This is a genomic window from Dyella sp. SG562 (genome assembly GCF_011759495.1).
Classification (GTDB): Bacteria; Pseudomonadota; Gammaproteobacteria; order Xanthomonadales; family Rhodanobacteraceae; genus Dyella_D; species Dyella_D marensis.
Genome location: NZ_JAAOYS010000002.1, coordinates 319252 through 336297, shown reverse-complemented (window position 1 = coordinate 336297; position 17046 = coordinate 319252). Strand labels below are relative to the sequence as shown.

9 protein-coding genes are annotated in these 17046 nt (G+C 67.5%); 1 reads left to right on the top strand and 8 read right to left on the bottom strand.

The features are described 5' to 3' along the window. Positions 1–17: 17 nt before the first annotated feature. The 4 genes from FHW84_RS04870 to xylA are packed head-to-tail and all read right to left on the bottom strand — an operon-like array spanning position 18 to position 5423. Positions 18–1565, bottom strand: coding sequence for a D-xylose ABC transporter ATP-binding protein (locus tag FHW84_RS04870; RefSeq protein ID WP_167253013.1), 1548 nt, complete (start codon positions 1563–1565; stop codon positions 18–20). A gap of 5 nt (positions 1566–1570) precedes the next feature. After that, positions 1571–2596, bottom strand: a complete 1026-nt coding sequence (xylF, locus tag FHW84_RS04865) for a D-xylose ABC transporter substrate-binding protein (protein ID WP_167253012.1) — start codon at positions 2594–2596, stop codon at positions 1571–1573. A gap of 32 nt (positions 2597–2628) precedes the next feature. Further along, positions 2629–4101 carry a xylulokinase gene (gene xylB, locus FHW84_RS04860; protein ID WP_167253011.1) on the bottom strand — a complete coding sequence of 491 codons (1473 nt, stop codon included), beginning with the start codon at positions 4099–4101 and terminating at the stop codon, positions 2629–2631. A gap of 5 nt (positions 4102–4106) precedes the next feature. Beyond that, the gene (xylA, locus tag FHW84_RS04855; RefSeq protein ID WP_167253010.1) at positions 4107–5423 is read right to left on the bottom strand and encodes a xylose isomerase; all 1317 of its coding nucleotides are present in this window, start codon (positions 5421–5423) and stop codon (positions 4107–4109) included. Positions 5424–5632: 209 nt separating this feature from the next. Here xylA and FHW84_RS04850 point away from each other — a divergent pair, with 209 nt between their 5' ends. Continuing rightward, on the top strand, positions 5633–6799 hold the full coding sequence (locus tag FHW84_RS04850; protein WP_167253009.1) for a DNA-binding transcriptional regulator: 1167 nt from the start codon (positions 5633–5635) through the stop codon (positions 6797–6799). Between the two features lie 47 nt (positions 6800–6846). On the opposite strand, the gene FHW84_RS04845 is transcribed toward FHW84_RS04850, so the two are convergent. From FHW84_RS04845 to FHW84_RS04830, 4 genes are read right to left on the bottom strand one after another with little or no spacing between them, the layout of a single operon-like run. After that, entirely contained in the window at positions 6847–9720 is a 2874-nt protein-coding gene (locus FHW84_RS04845) for a TIM-barrel domain-containing protein (protein WP_167253008.1), read from the bottom strand. Positions 9721–9735: 15 nt separating this feature from the next. Continuing rightward, entirely contained in the window at positions 9736–11433 is a 1698-nt protein-coding gene (locus FHW84_RS04840) for a DUF5597 domain-containing protein (RefSeq protein WP_167253007.1), read from the bottom strand. Beyond that, a complete protein-coding gene (locus tag FHW84_RS04835; RefSeq protein ID WP_167253006.1) occupies positions 11430–13640 on the bottom strand; it encodes a sialidase family protein in 2211 nt (736 codons plus the stop codon). The genes FHW84_RS04840 and FHW84_RS04835 overlap by 4 nt, the downstream gene beginning before the upstream one ends. 38 nt (positions 13641–13678) lie before the next feature. Continuing rightward, positions 13679–16645, bottom strand: coding sequence for a TonB-dependent receptor (locus FHW84_RS04830; protein WP_243867888.1), 2967 nt, complete (start codon positions 16643–16645; stop codon positions 13679–13681). Positions 16646–17046 lie beyond the last annotated feature (401 nt).

The following is a 17046-nucleotide window of genomic DNA, read 5'->3' as shown; positions in this document are numbered from 1 at the left end:
GATTCCGTGTCTTTGAGTCAGGCCGCGCGCGCGGACGCATCGGGGTCGATCGCCGCGGCCAGCACCTGTTCCTGGGTCAGGCCCTGGTTGGGGAAGTCGCCGCGCAGGCGGCCTTCGCCCATTACCAGCACGCGGTCGGCCATGCCGAGCACTTCCGGCATTTCCGAGGAAACCAGGAGGATGGCCACGCCCTGCGCGGCCAGTTCGAAAATCAGCCGGTAGATCTCGGCCTTGGCGCCCACGTCCACGCCGCGCGTGGGTTCGTCCAGGATCAGCACTTTCGGCCGCGCCAGCAGCATCTTGGCCAGCACGGCCTTCTGCTGGTTGCCGCCGGAAAGCCGTGCGATGGGCAGGGCCGGGCTGGCGGTCTTGACGCGGCGCTGCGCGATCTGCGCTTCGACCGTATGCAGTTCGCGCTGGCGGTCGATATGGCCGGCGTGCGCGTAGTGCTCCAGCGTGGCCAGCGTGATGTTGTCGCCAACGCCCAGCAGCGGCACGATGCCGTGGCGCTTGCGGTCCTCCGGCACCATGCCCAGACCCGCGCGGATGGCATCGGCCGGCGAGCGGATCTTCAGCGGGCGGCCTTCGAGAAACAGCTCGACCGAGCTCTTGCCCGCGTACGCGCCGAAGATGGCGCTCACGAGCTCCGTGCGGCCCGCACCGACCAGGCCGGCGATGCCGAGAATCTCGCCGCGGCGCAGCTGGAACGACACGTCGTCCACGCGCTTGCGCTGCGGATTGACCGGGTCCAGGCAGGTGGCGTGGCGCGCTTCGAAAATTACTTCGCCGATGGCGTGCTCCACGCGCGGATACAGATTCTCCAGCTTGCGGCCCACCATCAGCGCGATCAGCGTGTCGACGCTGAGCTCGTGCATCGGCTGCGTGGCAATGTGGCGGCCGTCGCGGATCACGCAGACGGTGTCGCACACGCGTTCCACCTCGTCGAGCTTGTGCGAGATATAGATGCAGGCCACGCCGCGGCGCTTGAGGTCCTCGACGATGCGCAGCAGCACCTCGGTCTCGCTGGAGGTCAGCGACGAGGTGGGCTCGTCCAGGATCAGCAGCTTGGCCTGCTTGGCCAGCGCCTTGGCGATCTCGAACAGCTGCTGGTGGCCGCCGCCGTAGTGCATGGCCGGCAGCGCCACGTTGACGTCGTGCAGGCCCAGCTCCCGCAAAAGCGCATCGGCCCTGGCATACATGGCGTCGTAGTCCATGCGGCCGCCGGGGCGGGTGAGCTCGTGGCCGAGGAAGATGTTCTCGGCCACCGACAGCTGCGGCACCAGCATCAGCTCCTGGTGGATGATCACGATGCCGGCGCGCTCGCTGTCGCGCACCGAACGCGCGCGCAGCGGCTGGCCCTGCCACCGGATCTCGCCGTCCCAGCTGCCGTGCGGATAGACGCCGGACAGCACCTTCATCAGGGTGGACTTGCCGGCGCCGTTCTCGCCGCACAGCCCCAGGCATTCGCCCGCGCGCAAGGCCAGATCGATGCCGTCCAGCGCCTTGACCCCGCCGAAGGACTTGGCGATGCCGCGCATCTCGAACAGGCAGGACTCCGCGGCCATCGCGCTTACTTCGCGCCGTAGATCTGGTCGTGGGTGTAGAAGCCGTCCTTGATCACGGTGTCGTCCACCTTGTCGCGGGTCAGCAGGATCGGCTGCAGCAGCACGGCGTCCACGTCCTTCTTGCCGTTGTTGATCTTGCTGGTGTACGCGGGCTGCTCGCCCTTGGCCAGCTTCATCGCCAGCTCCGCCGCGGTGCCGGCGATGCTCTTCAGCGGCTTGTAGACGGTCATCGTCTGGGTGCCGTCGATCACGCGGCGCACGGCGGCGAGGTCCGCATCCTGGCCGGACACGGCGACCTTGCCGGCCAGCTGCTGCGCGGCCAGCGCCTGGATCGCGCCGCCGGCGATGGAATCGGCGGAGGCGACGATGCCCTGGATGTCGTTGTGGTTGGCGGTAAGCGCGTCTTCGATGATGCGCAACGCCTTGGACGCATCCCACTCCGGCGTCCACTGCTGGCCGACGACCTTGACATCGCCGCGGTCGATGGCCGGCTGCAGCACCTTCAGCTGGCCCTCGCGCAGGATCTTGGAGTTGTTGTCGGTCGGCGAGCCGCCGAGCAGGAAGTAGTTGCCCTTAGGGCTGGCGTCGAGCACGCCCTGCGCCTGCAGTTCGCCGACTTTCTCGTTGTCGAAGGAGACGTAGGCGTCGACGTCGGCGCCGAGGATCAGGCGGTCGTAAGCGATCACCTTGATGCCGTTGCGCTTGGCGTCGGCGATCACGTTGTCCAGCACCTTGGAGTTCATCGGCACGATCACCAGCACGTCCACGCCGCGCGAGATCAGGTTCTCCAGCTGCTGCACCTGGCGCTGCTCGTTGCCGTCGGCGGACTGCACATAGACCTTGGCGCCGAGCTTCTCGGCCGCGGCCACGAAGTAGTCGCGGTCGCGCGTCCAGCGCTCCAGGCGCAGGTCGTCGATGGAAAAGCCGATCTTCGGCTGGTCCGAAGCCTTGCCGCTGCAGGCGGTGAGCACGGCGGCGGCCAGGGCGACCGAGACCAGGGCCAGCATGGCCCGCACGAACAGACGCTTCATGGAATTCTCCCTCGAATGGATAGCCGGGCCGCTCACGTTGCCGCCGCCGCGCGCAGCTGCGCGTAGGTGCGGCGGAACAGCGGCTGCCGGCGTTCGCGATAGTAGGCATGTCGGCCGGCGTCGGGCAGGTGCACCGCGACGAGCGGTGGCATGGCGCACACTTCCTCGATGCGCGCGCCCGGTTCGGCGGCCAGATGCGCCAGGCGCGCCGCGCCGAGCGCGGCGCCGACGTCGCCGCCGGCGCGCAGTTCCAGCGGACGGCCGGCGATGTCGGCCAGCATCTGCAGCCAGTAGGCGCTGCGCGTGCCGCCGCCGATCACCGCCACGCTGTCGGCGCGCAGGCCGGCGGCGTCGACCGCTTCGATACCGTCGAGCAGCCCCAGGCCCACGCCTTCGAGCGTGGCGTTGGCCAGGTCCGCGCGCGTGGTGTCGGCGCGCAGGCCGGTGAACGAGCCGGTGGCATGCACGTCGTTGTGCGGCGTGCGCTCGCCGCTGAGATACGGCAGGAACACGGGGCCGTCGTCGCGCCACGGCGTGGCCTGCGCTTCGGCCAGCATCGCGCCGACCTCGGCGTGGCCGGTGAGGCGCGCGGTGTAGTCCAGGCAGCTGGCGGCGTTGAGCATCACCGACATCAGGTGCCAGGTGTATGGCAGGGCGTGGCAGAAGCTGTGCACGGCCTGCTCGGGCCGCGCCAGGAAGCCATCGGACACGGCGAAGTACACGCCGGATGTGCCCAGCGACAGCATCGCCTGGCCATGCCGCACGATCCCCGCGCCCACCGCGCCAGCCGCGTTGTCGCCGCCGCCGGCCGCCACCGGCACGCGCTCCATGCCCCAGCGCCGGGCCAGTTCCAGGCGCAGGCGGCCGGCCGGTTCGCTGCCTTCGTGCACGCGCGGCATGTGCTCGCGGGTGAGGCCGCAGGCGGCCAGCATCGGCGCGCTCCACTGGCGCTTGCCCACGTCCAGCCACAAGGTGCCGGCGGCGTCGGAGGCATCGGTGGCGTATTCGCCGGTGAGGCACAGCCGCAGGTAGTCCTTCGGCAACAGCACCTTCGCCACCGCGTCGAACGCGGCCGGCTCGTGCTCGCGCAGCCAGGCCAGCTTGGGCGCGGTGAAGCCGGGCATGGCCAGGTTGCCGGTGATGGCGTGGAAGTCCGGCAGCGTTTCCATCCAGCGGCATTGCGCATCGCTGCGGCCGTCGTTCCACAGGATGGCCGGGCGCAGCACGCGGTCGCTGCGGTCCAGCAGGGTGGCGCCGTGCATCTGGCCGCTGAGGCCGATGGCGGCGACGCGGCTGGCGGGGATGCCGTCGCGCGCGGCGGCCTGCAGCAGTTCGTCGATGGCGGCCACGGAAGCGCGCCACCAGTCCGCCGGGTCCTGCTCGGACCAGCGCGGCTGCGGATGCGCGACGGTGAGCGGCTGCGAGGCCGTGGCGCGCACCGCGCCGGCCGCGTCGACCAGCACGGCCTTGACCGCGGAGGTACCCAGGTCCAGCCCGAGGAACATCGGGTTCAACCGTAGATGTAGCGGTTGACCAGGTTCTCCAGCCATTCCTGCTGGCCGGAGACGTGGGCGGGACGGAAATCGTGCTTCGCCGCTTCGTCCGCCAGGCCCTGCAAGGTGTAGCCGCCGTCCAGGATCCGCCGGCCCAGCTCGCCGTCCCAGCCGGCGTAGCGCTGCGCCTTGAAGGCGGCCAGGCGGTCGTCCTCGATCATCTTCGCCGCGCGCTCCAGCGCCAGGGCCAGCGCGTCGATCGCGCCGACATGGCCGTGGAACAGGTCGGCCGCGTCCACGCTCTGGCGGCGCACCTTGGTATCGAAATTGAAACCGCCGGTGCTGAAGCCGCCGGCGCGCAGGATCTCGTACATCACCAGGGTCAGTTCTTCCACGCTGTTGGGGAACTGGTCGGTGTCCCAGCCGTTCTGCGCGTCGCCGCGGTTGGCGTCGATGCTGCCGAACACGCCGAGCGAGATCGCCGTGGCCACTTCGTGGTGGAAGGAATGCCCGGCCAGCGTGGCGTGATTGGCTTCCAGGTTGACCTTGACCTCCTGCTCCAGCCCGAACTCCTTGAGGAAGCCGTAGACGGTGGCGGTGTCGTAGTCGTACTGGTGCTTGGTCGGTTCCTGCGGCTTGGGTTCGATCAGGATGGTGCCCTGGAAGCCGAGCTTGTGCTTGTGCTCCACCACCATCTGGAAGAAACGCCCCAGCTGCGCGCGCTCGCGGCGCAGGTCGGTGTTGAGCAGGGTGTCGTAGCCTTCGCGGCCGCCCCACAGGACGTAGTTGGCGCCGCCCAGGCGGTGCGTCGCGCCCATGGCGTGGAACACCTGGCTGGCGGCGTAGGCGAACACTTCCGGCTGCGGGCTGCTGGCCGCTCCCGCGGCATAGCGCGGATGGCTGAACAGGTTGGCGGTGCCCCACAGCAGCTTCACGCCGGTCTGCGCCTGCTTGGCTTCCAGCACGTCGACCATGCTGGCGAAATTGCGTGCGTACTCGGCCAGGCTGGCGCCTTCCGGCGCCACGTCGGTGTCGTGGAAGGTATAGAACGGCGCGCCCAGGCGCTGGAAGAAATCGAAGGCCGCGTCCGCCTTGGCATGCGCCTGCGCCATCAGGTCGCCGGCCTGCTGCCACGGCCGCTGGAAGGTGCCGGCGCCGAACATGTCCATGCCCGGCCATACGAAGCTGTGCCAGTAGCACACGGCCAGGCGCAGGTGCTCGTCCATGCGCTTGCCCAGGATGATGCGCGACGGATCGTAATGGCGGAACGCGAGCGGATCGTCCGTCTTAGCGCCGGCGTAACGAATCGGCGCCACGTGCTCGAAGTAACTCATCGAAAACCTCCCATGCGAGCCGCCCGGGGGATTCAGGGTCGGCTGCGGATGCTCCGGATGCTGCAATCGGCGTCAGCCAGGCGCAATTGCGAAATCCATCACCCTGGCATTCATTTTCCCTGTCGCGTTGCGACATGCGGGCGCAGGAGCGAACTGGTAGCGTCCCGGATCCACGGCAGGTGCCGTCGGTTACTGTCACTGGTACGCCCATGTCGCCCCATCGCATCGCCCTGCTGTTCAATGCCAACAAGGTCTACGACCGGCAGGTGATCGCCGGCATCGGCCAATACCTGAAATCCACCCGCGTGGTGTGGGATCTGTTCCTGGAAGAGGATTTCCGCTGCCGCACGCTGGGCATCCAGCACTGGCGCGGCGACGGCATCATCGCCGACTTCGACGACCCCACGGTGGAAGAAGCGCTGGCGCACCTGAGCATTCCGGTGGTGGCCATCGGCGGCTCCTATGCCGACGACAGCCGCTATCCGGCCAACATTCCCTACGTGGCCACCGACAACGCCAAGCTGGTGCGCGTGGCCTACGACCATCTGATCGAGCAGGGCCTGCAGCGCTTCGCCTTCTACGGCCTGCCGCCGTCGCCCGGCAACCGCTGGGCGCAGGAGCGCGAGGACGCCTTCCTGCGCATGATCGCCGCCGACGGCCTGGAGGGCAGCGTCTACCGCGGTTCGCCCACCAGCGCGGGCGGCTGGGGCCGTTCGCAGGAAGACATGGTGGCCTGGGTGCGTTCGCTGCCCAAGCCGATCGGCGTGGTGGCGGTGACCGACGCCCGCGCCCGCCAGCTGCTGCAGGCCTGCGTGGTGGCGGATGTGCCGATTCCGGAACAGATCGCCGTGGTGGGCATCGACAACGACCCGATGGCGCAGCTGCTCAGCCGCATTCCGCTGACCTCGGTGATCCAGGGCGCGGAAGAAATGGGCCGCATGGCGGCGCAGGTGCTGCACCAGATGCTGCACGGCGGCGACTGCTCCAGCACGCGCGTGCTGGTGCCGCCGGTGGGCCTGAGCGTGCAGGCCAGCAGCCAGCACGAGCCTTTGCGCAGTCCGTATGTGATGCGGGCGAAGCATTACATCCGGCAGTACGCCTGCCTCGGCATCAAGACCGAGCAGGTGGCGGATTACGTCGGGATTTCGCGCACCCTGCTGGAAGAGCATTTCAAGCGCGAGCTGAAGCAGACGGTGCACCAGGCGATCCTGGAGCACAAGCTGGAGATGGCGCGGTCGATGCTGGTGGACAACTCGATTCCGCTGGCGGACGTGGCCGTACGCTGCGGGTTTACCTCGCTGCAGTACATGTATGCGGTGTTTCGGCGGGAGTTCAATTGCACGCCGAGGCAGTTTTTGGGGGCTGCGCGGGCATAGCGGCGTAGGTTGGGGTGAGCCTGCGGCTCACCCCAACCTACGCGTCGTTACAGTTTTATCGACTGTGCCGCGCCGTTGTATTCGACGCTCACGTCACCCGACGCATCGACCCCATCCGCATTCGCCTTATCCCCACGAATCACCCGAACCACGAACTGCCGTTTCGCCGGCGCCCCGCTGCCGTCCCCCTCGCGCTTGCCGATCGTCAGCGTCTTCGCCTTGTCGTCGTAACTGAGCGGAATACGCGAGTAGCGCCCCTGCTCGTAGCCGTACGTGGTCCCCTCGTCCTCGTACAGCGAGAACCGGCTATCCGCACCGGCATAGACCAGCAGGGTCACCGGCGCATCCGGCTGCTCGCCCGTGTACTGGATCTGCGGCCCCGTCGGCACGATCGCCCCGGCGCGCACGAACAGCGGCATCCGCGCCAGCGGCGCGTCGGCCTGCAGGGTTGCGCCGCCCTCGTGGTACTTGCCGGTATGGAACTCGTACCAGCCCGTGCCGGCAGGCAGATAAACCTCGCGCGAGGTGGCTTTGTACTCGGTCACCGGCGCCACCAGGAAGGCGGGGCCGAACAGGTACTCGTCGTCGATGCCGCGCACCTTCGCATCGCCCGGGAAATCCATCACCAGCCCGCGCATGATGGTGCCGTCCTTCCAATACGTATCGCCGGCCAAGGTGTAGACATACGGCATCAGGCGATAACGCAGGCGGTCGTAATAGGCCAGGGCCTCGTACATCGGCGAACCGGGCGCAGCGAGGTTATAGATCTCGCGGTACGGAAACTGCCCATGCGAGCGGAACAGCGGGCTGAACGCGCCGAACTGGAACCAGCGCAGGTTGAGCTCGCGCCATTCGTCCAGATCCGCCGCGCCGGGCTTCTCGTAACGCGGCTCCAGCGCGAAGCCGCCGATATCGGTCGTCCAGTTCGGGATGCCGGCCAGCGAGAAATTGACGCCCGCGGAAATCTGGTCGTGCAGATTGCTCCAGCGCGAGGCCACGTCGCCGCTCCACGTCGCTGCCGCATTGCGCTGCTGGCCGGCGAAGGAGGAGCGGGTGAGGATGAAGGCGCGGCGATCGCCATGGTCGCGCCGCCAGCCGTCGTACACGCCGGTGGAATGCAGCAGCGGATACGAGTTGAAGAACGCCGCGCCCGGACCCAGCGCCGTCGGCCCCATGCGCAGCTTGCGCTCGGCGATATCCAGATTGGAATGCGTATCCGGCTCCGATGCATCCAGCCACCACGCATCGATGCCGATCGCGCCGAGCTTCTGCTGGATTTGCCGCCAGTAGATGCGGCGCGCCTCTTCGGCGTACGGATCGTAGAAGGCATTGAGATAGCCCTTGCCGATCCAGTCGACCTCGCCCTTTTCCACGTTGCGGCGATAGATATAGCCCTTGGCGTCGAGCTCCTGGTAGTTCTTCGTCGCCGGATAGAACTTCGGCCACACCGAAATCATCAGCTGCACATGCATGGCATGCAGCTGGTCGACCAGGCCCTTCGCATCCGGGAAGCGCGAGGTGTCGAAATCGTGCGAGCCCCAGGCATCCTCCGGCCAGTAGCTCCAGTCTTCCACCACGTTGTCCAGTGGCAGGCCCAGTTCGCGGTAGCGCTTGGCGGTATCGAGGATCTCCGCTTGCGTCTTGTAGCGCTCGCGGCTCTGCCAGAAACCGTAGGCCCAGCGCGGCAGCATGGTGGCCTTGCCGGTGATCTGGCGGTAGCCGGCGATCACCTGGTCGAGGTTGTCGCCCGCCACGAAGTAATAGTCCACCGCATGGCCGGCTTCGGAGAACAGCGACAGCTCGTTCTGCTCGTCGCCGGGCAGCGGATCGAGATGCAGCAGGGTGAGATAGCCCTCGTTCGGCAACCATTCGATGCGCAGCTGGTGGCGGCTGCCCGCGTCCATCGGCAGGCGCAGGTTGTGATACCAGGGGTTCCAGTTCTGCCGCCAGTCGTCGTAGACCAGCTTGCCGTCCAGCCAGACCTTGGCGTAGCTGCTGGCATACAGCCGCAGCTTGTGCACGCCGGAAACGGAAGGCTCGATGCTGCCTTCCCACACCACCTTGCCGGTGGTCCTGGCCGGCGATGCGGAGGGCCACCGGGCGAGATCCTTGATGTACTGGTAATCCGGCTGCTGCTCGACACGCTTGAGCTTCAGCGTGCCACCCGCGTCGTAGTAGCTGGCGGTGAGGCCGCCGGCTTTGCCTTCGGCGTCGTAGAGCTTCAGCGACCGGCTGAGCGGCTGGTATTCGCGCGCATCGCCGAAGCGGGTGATCGAGTTGTTGTCCCACAGCAGGCCGTAGTTGCGCGAGGACACCACGAACGGAATGCCCACGTCCATATTGTGCTGCGCCAGCTCCACGTCCTCGCCCTTGTAGTTCATCTGGCGGTTCTGGTGCTGGCCCAGGCCGTAGAAGGCTTCGTCGGCGGGCGAATCGAAGCGCTGGCGCACGGCGTAGTACGGCTTGCCTTCGATCGTTTCCGGCTGGAACGAGCGTCCGTCGGCCCGTTCCGCCAGCAGTGGCTTGCCGCTGGCATCCAGGAAGCGGACGGCGCCATCGTGCAATGACACCTGGGCCGAAAGGCGCGCGGTCTTCAGCGTCACCGCATCGGCGCTTTCGTCCACGGTGAAACGCGTATCCCCGCCGGTCTTCACCGCCATCAGGCTGGCCGGCAGATCGAACTTGCCGTCGGGCACGGCGGTGACGTGCACGATGCGCTCGTCCACCGCCTGCAGGCGCACCTGCTGTGCGGAATGGTCCAGATGGACGATCACGCCGTCGGCGAGTTTCTCGGCGTGGCCGGCCTGGACCGGCGCGGCATGCGCCGCGGCGTTCTGCTCCGGCGCCTTGCCGCAACCGGCGACCACGGCCAGCGCCAGCGCGCACAACGGCAGCCACGAGCGGCTGGCGATCGGGGACATGCGCATCTCGTTCCTTCAGTACGTGGCCAGCCGCACACGCAGTACACGCGGCTCGCCGATGACATTCAAACCCCAGTCGGTCTGGTCGCCGTTCCACAGCCGGCGGAAGATCCAGCGGCCGTGGTCGTAGTGGCCTTCCTCGACGCGGTCGAGCAGGAAATCCAGCTTGCGCCCGCGCGCCGGCTGGAAGTTCACGCGGACGTCGCGGGCGACGAGCAGGTATTCGTTCGGCGCCAGCTGCGCGATCAGCGCGCCGCCGGAGCGGTCGGGATTGCCCTTGGGCGGCTCGTTACCGAACTGCAGTTGCCCATAGCCCAGATGCACCTGCCAGTCGCCCAGGTCCAGCGTCTGTTCGTGAGTGTCGTCCGGCTCGGAAGCACCCCATAGCTTGCCGGCATACGCCGCCGCGGCCAGTTCGCCCGCCATCGGCGCCAGCACGCCGTAGTTGGCGGCGAAGGTCCCGATCGTTTCGTCGTCCAGCTTGCGCGCGCCCAGCGGATAGTTGGAGTAGCCGGTGAAATCCATGCCGAACGGCGACCAGCCGATGGCCCCGGCGCCGAGCGCTGCATAGACATAGCGCGCGTAGACCTTGTCATTGCCGGTTTCAGCCACGAACAGCGGATTGTCCTTGCGCGCGTAGCGCTCCAGGTAAGCGGCGTAATGCGCGTAGTCCGGCCGGTAGATATCCGGCGCCAGCACGTCCAGCGCGGGTGCGGCGGCTTTCCACACATGCAGCACATTGTCGGTGGGCCCGCCGCTTTCATAGGCACCGGGCGGCCCGGGATTGAACGGATCGCGCAAAGCGGCATTGGCGTACATCGGCAGCGGGTACACCGCCTTGCCCGCCGCGGCGACCTGGCCGATGAAATGCGCGACGTGCCAGGCGTGGAAGAACTCCGCCGCATCGTTGCCGAACACCTGGCTCCAGCTGCCGGCGGACTTGCCGGCCGCATGCAGCAGCGCCTCGGGCACCTGGCCGGCAAAAGCCTGGTCCGCCATCGGCGAGTGGTCGCGATCGGTGCCGTAGGTGCCGGACTCGTTCTCCACCTGGATCATGATGACGGTGTGCTGCTCGCCGTCGATCTTGCGCAGATGCGTCATCAGCTGGACGAACGCCTTGCGGTCCGCTTCCAGCGTGGCCTCGGCCAGCGGCGACAGCGAATTGAGGCGGCGGCCTTCGCGATTCAGCACGCGCGGAAAGCGGTGCTCATCCAGCTTCACCCACGAAGGCGCATAGCTCGGGCCGTTGTTCTTCCAGGTGGCGAACCACAGCAGGATAAGGCGCACGCGATGCTCGCGGGCCTGGTTGACCAGGGTATCGAGGAAGGCGAAATCGAACTGGCCTTCCTTTGGCTCGATCTGCTCCCAGGCAATCGGCACCTGCACGGTGTTGGCGTGCAGCTGGTCGATGGCGGGCCATACCTGGTCGAGCACGGCGGGCCAGTTGCTGGAGTTGTTGACCTGGGCGCCGAGGATGAGGAAGGGCTTGCCGTCGACGAGCAAGGCGTGGCGGCCGTGGTCGGTGGCGATGCGGGGGAGTTCGGTGGCGAGCAGCGGGGTGGCGAGCAGCGGGGTGGCGAGCAGCGGGGTGGTGAGCAGAGAAATGAGGAGCAGCAGGAGCTTCAGGGTGTGGCGGCCCTTGGCGCGGCGCTCCGGACGGCCCCTCACCCCAGCCCTCTCCCCGGAGGGGAGAGGGAGTAGTACGGCGATCATGGGTGTACCTCGCTGGCTGGGTCGGCGTAGAAGATGCCGCGTCCGCTGGTGGCGAAGTACAGGCGGCCGAACATGCGCGGATCGCCGACGAGCTGACTGATCCGCCCGTAGCGGTGCTCTGCATCGTCGATGCGCTGCCAGCTCTTGCCGTCGTCCAGCGAGCGGAAGATGCCTTGCGCGCCGTGCAGGCGGCCGGCAAGGAACAGCGCGGGCTTCGGCGAACCCGGCGCCGCCTTGCCGAAGCCGAAGGCATCGACGCCGGTCACGCCGTCGAAGCGCTTGAGCACGCGCCCCGTGTCGTCGCCGCGCAGCCATTCGCCTTCGCGGCTGCCGACGTACAGCACGCCCGCTTCATCCGGAGCGGCCTGCACCCGTGTCTGGGCACGGCCATGCGATGAGTCGCCAAGCTCTCCGCCGATCGGGGCGAAGTGCGCGCCGCCATCGCGGCTGGCGTACAGCGCGCCGCTCATGCGGTCGTAGGCGTAGAAGCGCTTCGCATCGACACGGTCTGCCAGCATTCGCAGACCCGTGCCCAGGCCATCGGCCACCGTCCAGCTCTTGCCGAAATCCTGCGTGAGATACACATGCTGCGCATGGCGCGGCGCCCACACCACCACGCCGCCATCGGCCGCGATCGCGATGCTTCCCGCGCCCTCGCCTTCGGGCGGCTCGCTCGCGAACGCGCGCCATTGCCTGCCGCCATCCTCCGACCACGCGGCGCGGATCGCCGCACCGAACGGCTTGCGCAGAAAACCGCTGCGCACGATCAACGCCGGCTTCGCCTGCGCGAAGTCGATGCTCTCGCCGTTGGCATAACGCGGCGGCGCGGCGAACTGCAGCTGCGCGGTGTCCAGCTCGTCGTGACGGTAGCCGTCCAGGTCGCCGATGGCGCTGAGCAGATGCGCGCCTTCGGGCGGGCTGATCAGGCCCAGCGCCACCGTCTCTTCCAGTCCCTCGTCCTGGAACGACCAATGCACCGTGCCGCCCCGCTCCACGTTGCGCATGTCGCGCGAAGCCCAGATGCCATAGCCGGTGACGAACAGCACATGGTCCGGGTCGTAAGGGTCGATCTCGATGGAGGCCAGCCAATGCGGCGTGTGGTCGCGCGTCCAGGTGGCGTTGCCGTGGTCGAACTCGGAGCGCGGAAATACCGGCGCCCAATGCGCACCGCCGTCGGTACTGCGGAACAGCTCGTCCTTCGGCGCGTAGTGCGCGAACGTCGCGGTTATCAGCACCTTGGGATCGCGCGGATCGACCGCCACCGCGCCCCAGCCGCTCGGCTGGTCCTTCCACGGCGTGATCCTGGTCCAGCGCGCCGTTGCCGGCTCGAATTTCCACACCGCACCGTCGCTCATCGCATCGGGGCCGGGCTCATCGCCATAGCTCAGGTAATACGTGCCATCGCCGCCGCGCACCATATGGTTCGGCCGCAGGCCGGTGGGCTGCCCCGCTACCGGCTGCCAGCTGCGGCCAGCATCGTCGGAGCGGAACAGGCTGGCCTGCTGCGTGGACACGCCGGCATACAGCGTGGGGGTGGGCCGCCCCGGCTTGCCGCTGGCCGGCTCGAACACCACGAAGACGATGCCGATGGCCTGGCGGCGCCATTTGTTCTCGGCGCTGGCGGAAGGCGAGGTGGCCACGGCGGGAAAGCTTTCCACCTTCGACCAATGCGCACCGTAGTCCTGGCTGCGCCACAGCCCGGAGTCGCGCGAACCGAGAAACAGCACGCGGCCATCGTGCGGGTCGACCGCCAGGCGTTCGCCATTGCCGCGTCCCAGCTCGTTGCCGCCCAGCTTGAACGGCAGATCGGCGCGTTCGAAGTGCTTGCCCCGATCGGCAGAACGCAGCACCGCAGCCTGGCCCGCCTGCGGCGTGGTGTAGGTGCCGGCGGCCAGGTACACGCGCCCGGCGTCCGACGGATCCACCGCCAGGCTGTCGATCCCCAGCAGGTTCTCGTCCTTCGCCTCGATCCAGTCGGTGAGCGATACCCAGCGCTTCGCCGCGTCGTCCCAGCGATACGCGCCGCCCACGTCGGTGCGCGCGTAGTACAGCCCCTTTTCGCGCGGATGGAACGCCAGCCCGCTGACGAAGCCGCCGCCGCCGATGCGCACGCCGGCATAGCGGTACGGCACGGCCTCCTGCGCATTCGCCGCCAGGGCGAACGCCAGCGCGCACAGCGCCAGCGCCGCTTTCCAGCCGGGCCGCATGAGGCGGCCCCCGTCGCCTTTCCCCGCGTAGCCCGCCATCAGAACGTCGCGCGCACCACCAGCTCGTAGCGGCGGTCGTTGACGAACCAGCCGCGGTTGTACAGGCGGTGGTCGATCGTGCCGTCGGCGTAGCTGGTCGGGCCCATCAGGACCTTGGTGGTGGAGTTGGTGAGGTTGTTGGTCTGCAGGCCCACCTGCACGTTCTTGTTGAGGCGGTACATGATCGAGCCGTCGAGCTGGCCGTAGTCGTCCGACCAGGTCGGCAGCTTGGTGGCCACGTCGCTGGCGGTCAGCAGGTAGCGCGAGCGCCAGTTCCAGGCCAGGCGCATCGACCAGTTGCCCAATTCGTACATGCCGACCAGGTTGTAGCTGCGCTTGGACAAGCCTTCCAGCGGCAGCGCCACGCCGGTGACGGTGACGTTGGAGTACGGATCGGTGGCGCTGTTGGTGCCGCCCTTGCTGTCGACGTAGGTGAAGTTGGCCTGCACGCCGAAGCCCTTCAGCCAGCCCGGCAGGAAGTCGAAGAACTGCTGGTAGCCGAGTTCGCCGCCGCGGATCTTGCCCCTGCTCATGTTGTACGGGCGGGTCACTTCGAACGGCTGGCCGCTGTAGGTCTCGGTGCGCGTCTGGTTGGAGATGTAGTCGTGCACGTCCTTGTAGAACAAGGTGGCATACAGCTGGCCGGTGGGCGCGAAATACCATTCCAGCGCGGTGTCGTACTGGTTGGCGCGCATCGGCTTGAGGTCCGGATTGCCGGCCGAGCCGGTCCACTTGGTCACCGCGGTGTTGTCCGAGGTAAGCGTGGCGCCCATCTGCAGGTACGGCTGCAGCTGGGTGAAGTCCGGGCGGGTCATGGCCCGGGAGGCGGCCAGTCGCCATTGCAGGCTGTCGGTGAACTTGAAGCGCAGGTTGAAGCTGGGCAGCGCGTTCTTGTAGTGCCCGTTGGAGTTCAGCGGGAAATACTGGCCGTGGTACAGGGCCATCAGGCTGGGGTCGACGCCGCTGGTGGTGAGGTCCGGATACTGGCCGTAGCCGTTCGCCGCCACGTCGGTGCGCACCAGGCGGATGCCCACGTTGCCGTCCACCGGCACGCCGAGCGCATCGTCGCTGCCAAAGTACAGCACGCCATACGCGGACTTGGTCTTCTCGCTCTGATCGTTGACGTCCTGCTTGCGATAGATATCGCGCGGCGCCCAGCCCGTGGGCGAGCCGAACGAATGCAGCTGCTGATAGGCGTAGTGATAGTCGCGCACCAGCTTGTCGCTGGGGAAGTACAGCTGCGGCGGCATGCTGGCGTTGCCGCGGAAGAAGTTCGAATACGTGTACAGCGAGGACATGCCCGGCAGATACGTGGCCAGGTCGGCCAGCCCGCTCGGACTGTCGATGGCGGCCCAGTTGTCGGACACCACGCCCCAGTTGTAGCCGTTGTTCTTGTTCAACTCGCTGCGGCTGGTGGCGCGCACGCCGAATTTCACGTAGCGCAGCCATTTGCTGTCCTCGAAGTTGTATTCGAGGTCCAGCCGCAGGGCGCGCTCCAGTCCCTTGTTCCGCTCGTGGTGATCCATCGCCGCGCTCCAGAAGTAATTCGCCGGATTGCTGGCGTAGGAGGCGGGGTCGGAGGTGATGGTCGGCTTCGATCCGGTGGGCACGTTCAGGGTGACGCCCGGCAGGTAGGTGGCGTCGAACACGGTGAAGTCCAGCGACTGGCTGGTCGACTTGACGAACTGCGCATCGGCGTACAGCACCATCTGGTCGTTGATGTTGTACTTGAGGCTGTTGGACCAGTCGGTGGTGATGGTGCGCTGCGTCGCATAGCGGCGGTCGGCCATGAAGCGCACGCCATCGGTGGTCAGGTTTCCGCGCCACGAATCGGACGCCAGCGTGCCGCTCTGGAACACACCGTTGCTGTCGTAGTTGAAGGTGCCGCCGTCGGCCGGATGCACGTTGTTGCTGCTGTCGTTGAAGATGCCGCCGAACTCGTCCCACTGCATGCGGTAGTCCGAGCGCAGCACCTGGCTGGTCAGCTCCAGGTCCTTGGTCGGGCGCCACTGCAGCGCGCCGGCCAGGCCGATGCGGCGGCGCTGGAAATCCAGCGTGCGCCAGTCGGCGCCGCCGGGCACATAGACGTTGGCGAAGTTGGTGCCCTTGAGCACGGTGTCGTCGTTGCGCTTGACGTAGGGCTCCATCTGGATGCCGTCCGAGCGCGTGGCCAGCTCGGAGAAGGCCACGTCGAACAGCGCGCCGAACTCGCCATGATTCTCGGTCTTCCACACATTGCTGTAGAGGAACGAGGCCGACGGCTTGCTCTTCTTGGCGAAATCGCCTTCGTTGACGCCGCCGGTGAAACCGATCACCCGCCCCGGCGAGTCGAACGGCAGCCGCGTGCGCAGGTTCACCGTGCCGCCGATGCCGCCTTCGATGATCTCGGCGGAGGGATTCTTGTACACGTCCACGCCGGCCATCAGCTCGGCCGGCACGTCCTCGAAGCTGAGGCCGCGGCCGGAGTTGGCGCTGAATACGTCGCGCCCGTTCAGTTCGCCGCGCACCTGGGTCAGGCCGCGGATCATCACGCCGCTGCCTTCGGCGGAGAAGTGGTCCGGGTCGTTGCGCGCCATGAAGTGGTCGATGGTGACGCCGCTGATGCGCTGCAGGGTCTCGGTGACGCTGCGGTCGGGCAAGGCGCCGATGTCCACCGCGGTGACGGAGTCGACGATCTGGTCGGCGTTCTGCTTGATCTGCTGGGCCGACTGCAGGCTGGCACGCACGCCGGTGACGGTGACGCCGGCCAGTTCCTGCACGGACTTGTCGTCTTTCTTGCCGTCCTTCTTGGACTTGGCCGGTTCGCCGGGCTTGGCGGGGGCGCCGTTGTCCTGCGCGGGCGGGGTCTGTTGCGCCGAGGCGGCGCCGCCGTACAGCAGGGCTACGGCGATGGCGGCGGCCATGGCGAGGCGCGCAGGTGCCTTGGACGGGTGGCGCGAGGCCCCGCCATGCAATCTTTCGATCATGGTCGTTCGACTCCCCAACAGATTTTTTGTGTCCGTGGACGTTTGTCCGGCGGATGTACGCATGCCTCGGCCGATTTCCCCTATCGGTGGCTGGGTGGCAGCCGTGCCGGGGTGCGGTGGGTCGCATGCTGGGATGGGGGAGCGCTGCGCACAATTACGAAATTGAAATTTGGGGGTAATGTTTCTTCGTTTGCGGTTGCCACATGGATCGAGGCAAATGGCGTCGTTTCGGGGGAGGGGGTGGCGGCTTGGCCGCTTATGCAGCGGGCATTTGGGGCGCCTGCTCCTTGCTCGTCATCCCGGCGTAGGCCGGGATCCAGTGGCGTTATCGCCTGGTTTTCGCGTTATCGCGAACGGGCCGCTTATGCAGCGGGCATTTCGGACGCCTGCTCCTTGCTCGT

What these genes read in the sequence shown, in the direction of transcription:
- FHW84_RS04840 (WP_167253007.1), bottom strand. Translation starts at nt 11,433, where the DNA reads ATGATCGCCGTACTACTCCCTCTCCCCTCCGGGGAGAGGGCTGGGGTG.
- FHW84_RS04835 (WP_167253006.1), bottom strand. Translation starts at nt 13,640, where the DNA reads ATGCGGCCCGGCTGGAAAGCGGCGCTGGCGCTGTGCGCGCTGGCGTTC.
- FHW84_RS04830 (WP_243867888.1), bottom strand. Translation starts at nt 16,645, where the DNA reads ATGATCGAAAGATTGCATGGCGGGGCCTCGCGCCACCCGTCCAAGGCA.
- xylB (WP_167253011.1), bottom strand. Translation starts at nt 4,101, where the DNA reads ATGTTCCTCGGGCTGGACCTGGGTACCTCCGCGGTCAAGGCCGTGCTG.
- FHW84_RS04850 (WP_167253009.1), top strand. Translation starts at nt 5,633, where the DNA reads ATGTCGCCCCATCGCATCGCCCTGCTGTTCAATGCCAACAAGGTCTAC.
- FHW84_RS04870 (WP_167253013.1), bottom strand. Translation starts at nt 1,565, where the DNA reads ATGGCCGCGGAGTCCTGCCTGTTCGAGATGCGCGGCATCGCCAAGTCC.
- FHW84_RS04845 (WP_167253008.1), bottom strand. Translation starts at nt 9,720, where the DNA reads ATGTCCCCGATCGCCAGCCGCTCGTGGCTGCCGTTGTGCGCGCTGGCG.
- xylF (WP_167253012.1), bottom strand. Translation starts at nt 2,596, where the DNA reads ATGAAGCGTCTGTTCGTGCGGGCCATGCTGGCCCTGGTCTCGGTCGCC.
- xylA (WP_167253010.1), bottom strand. Translation starts at nt 5,423, where the DNA reads ATGAGTTACTTCGAGCACGTGGCGCCGATTCGTTACGCCGGCGCTAAG.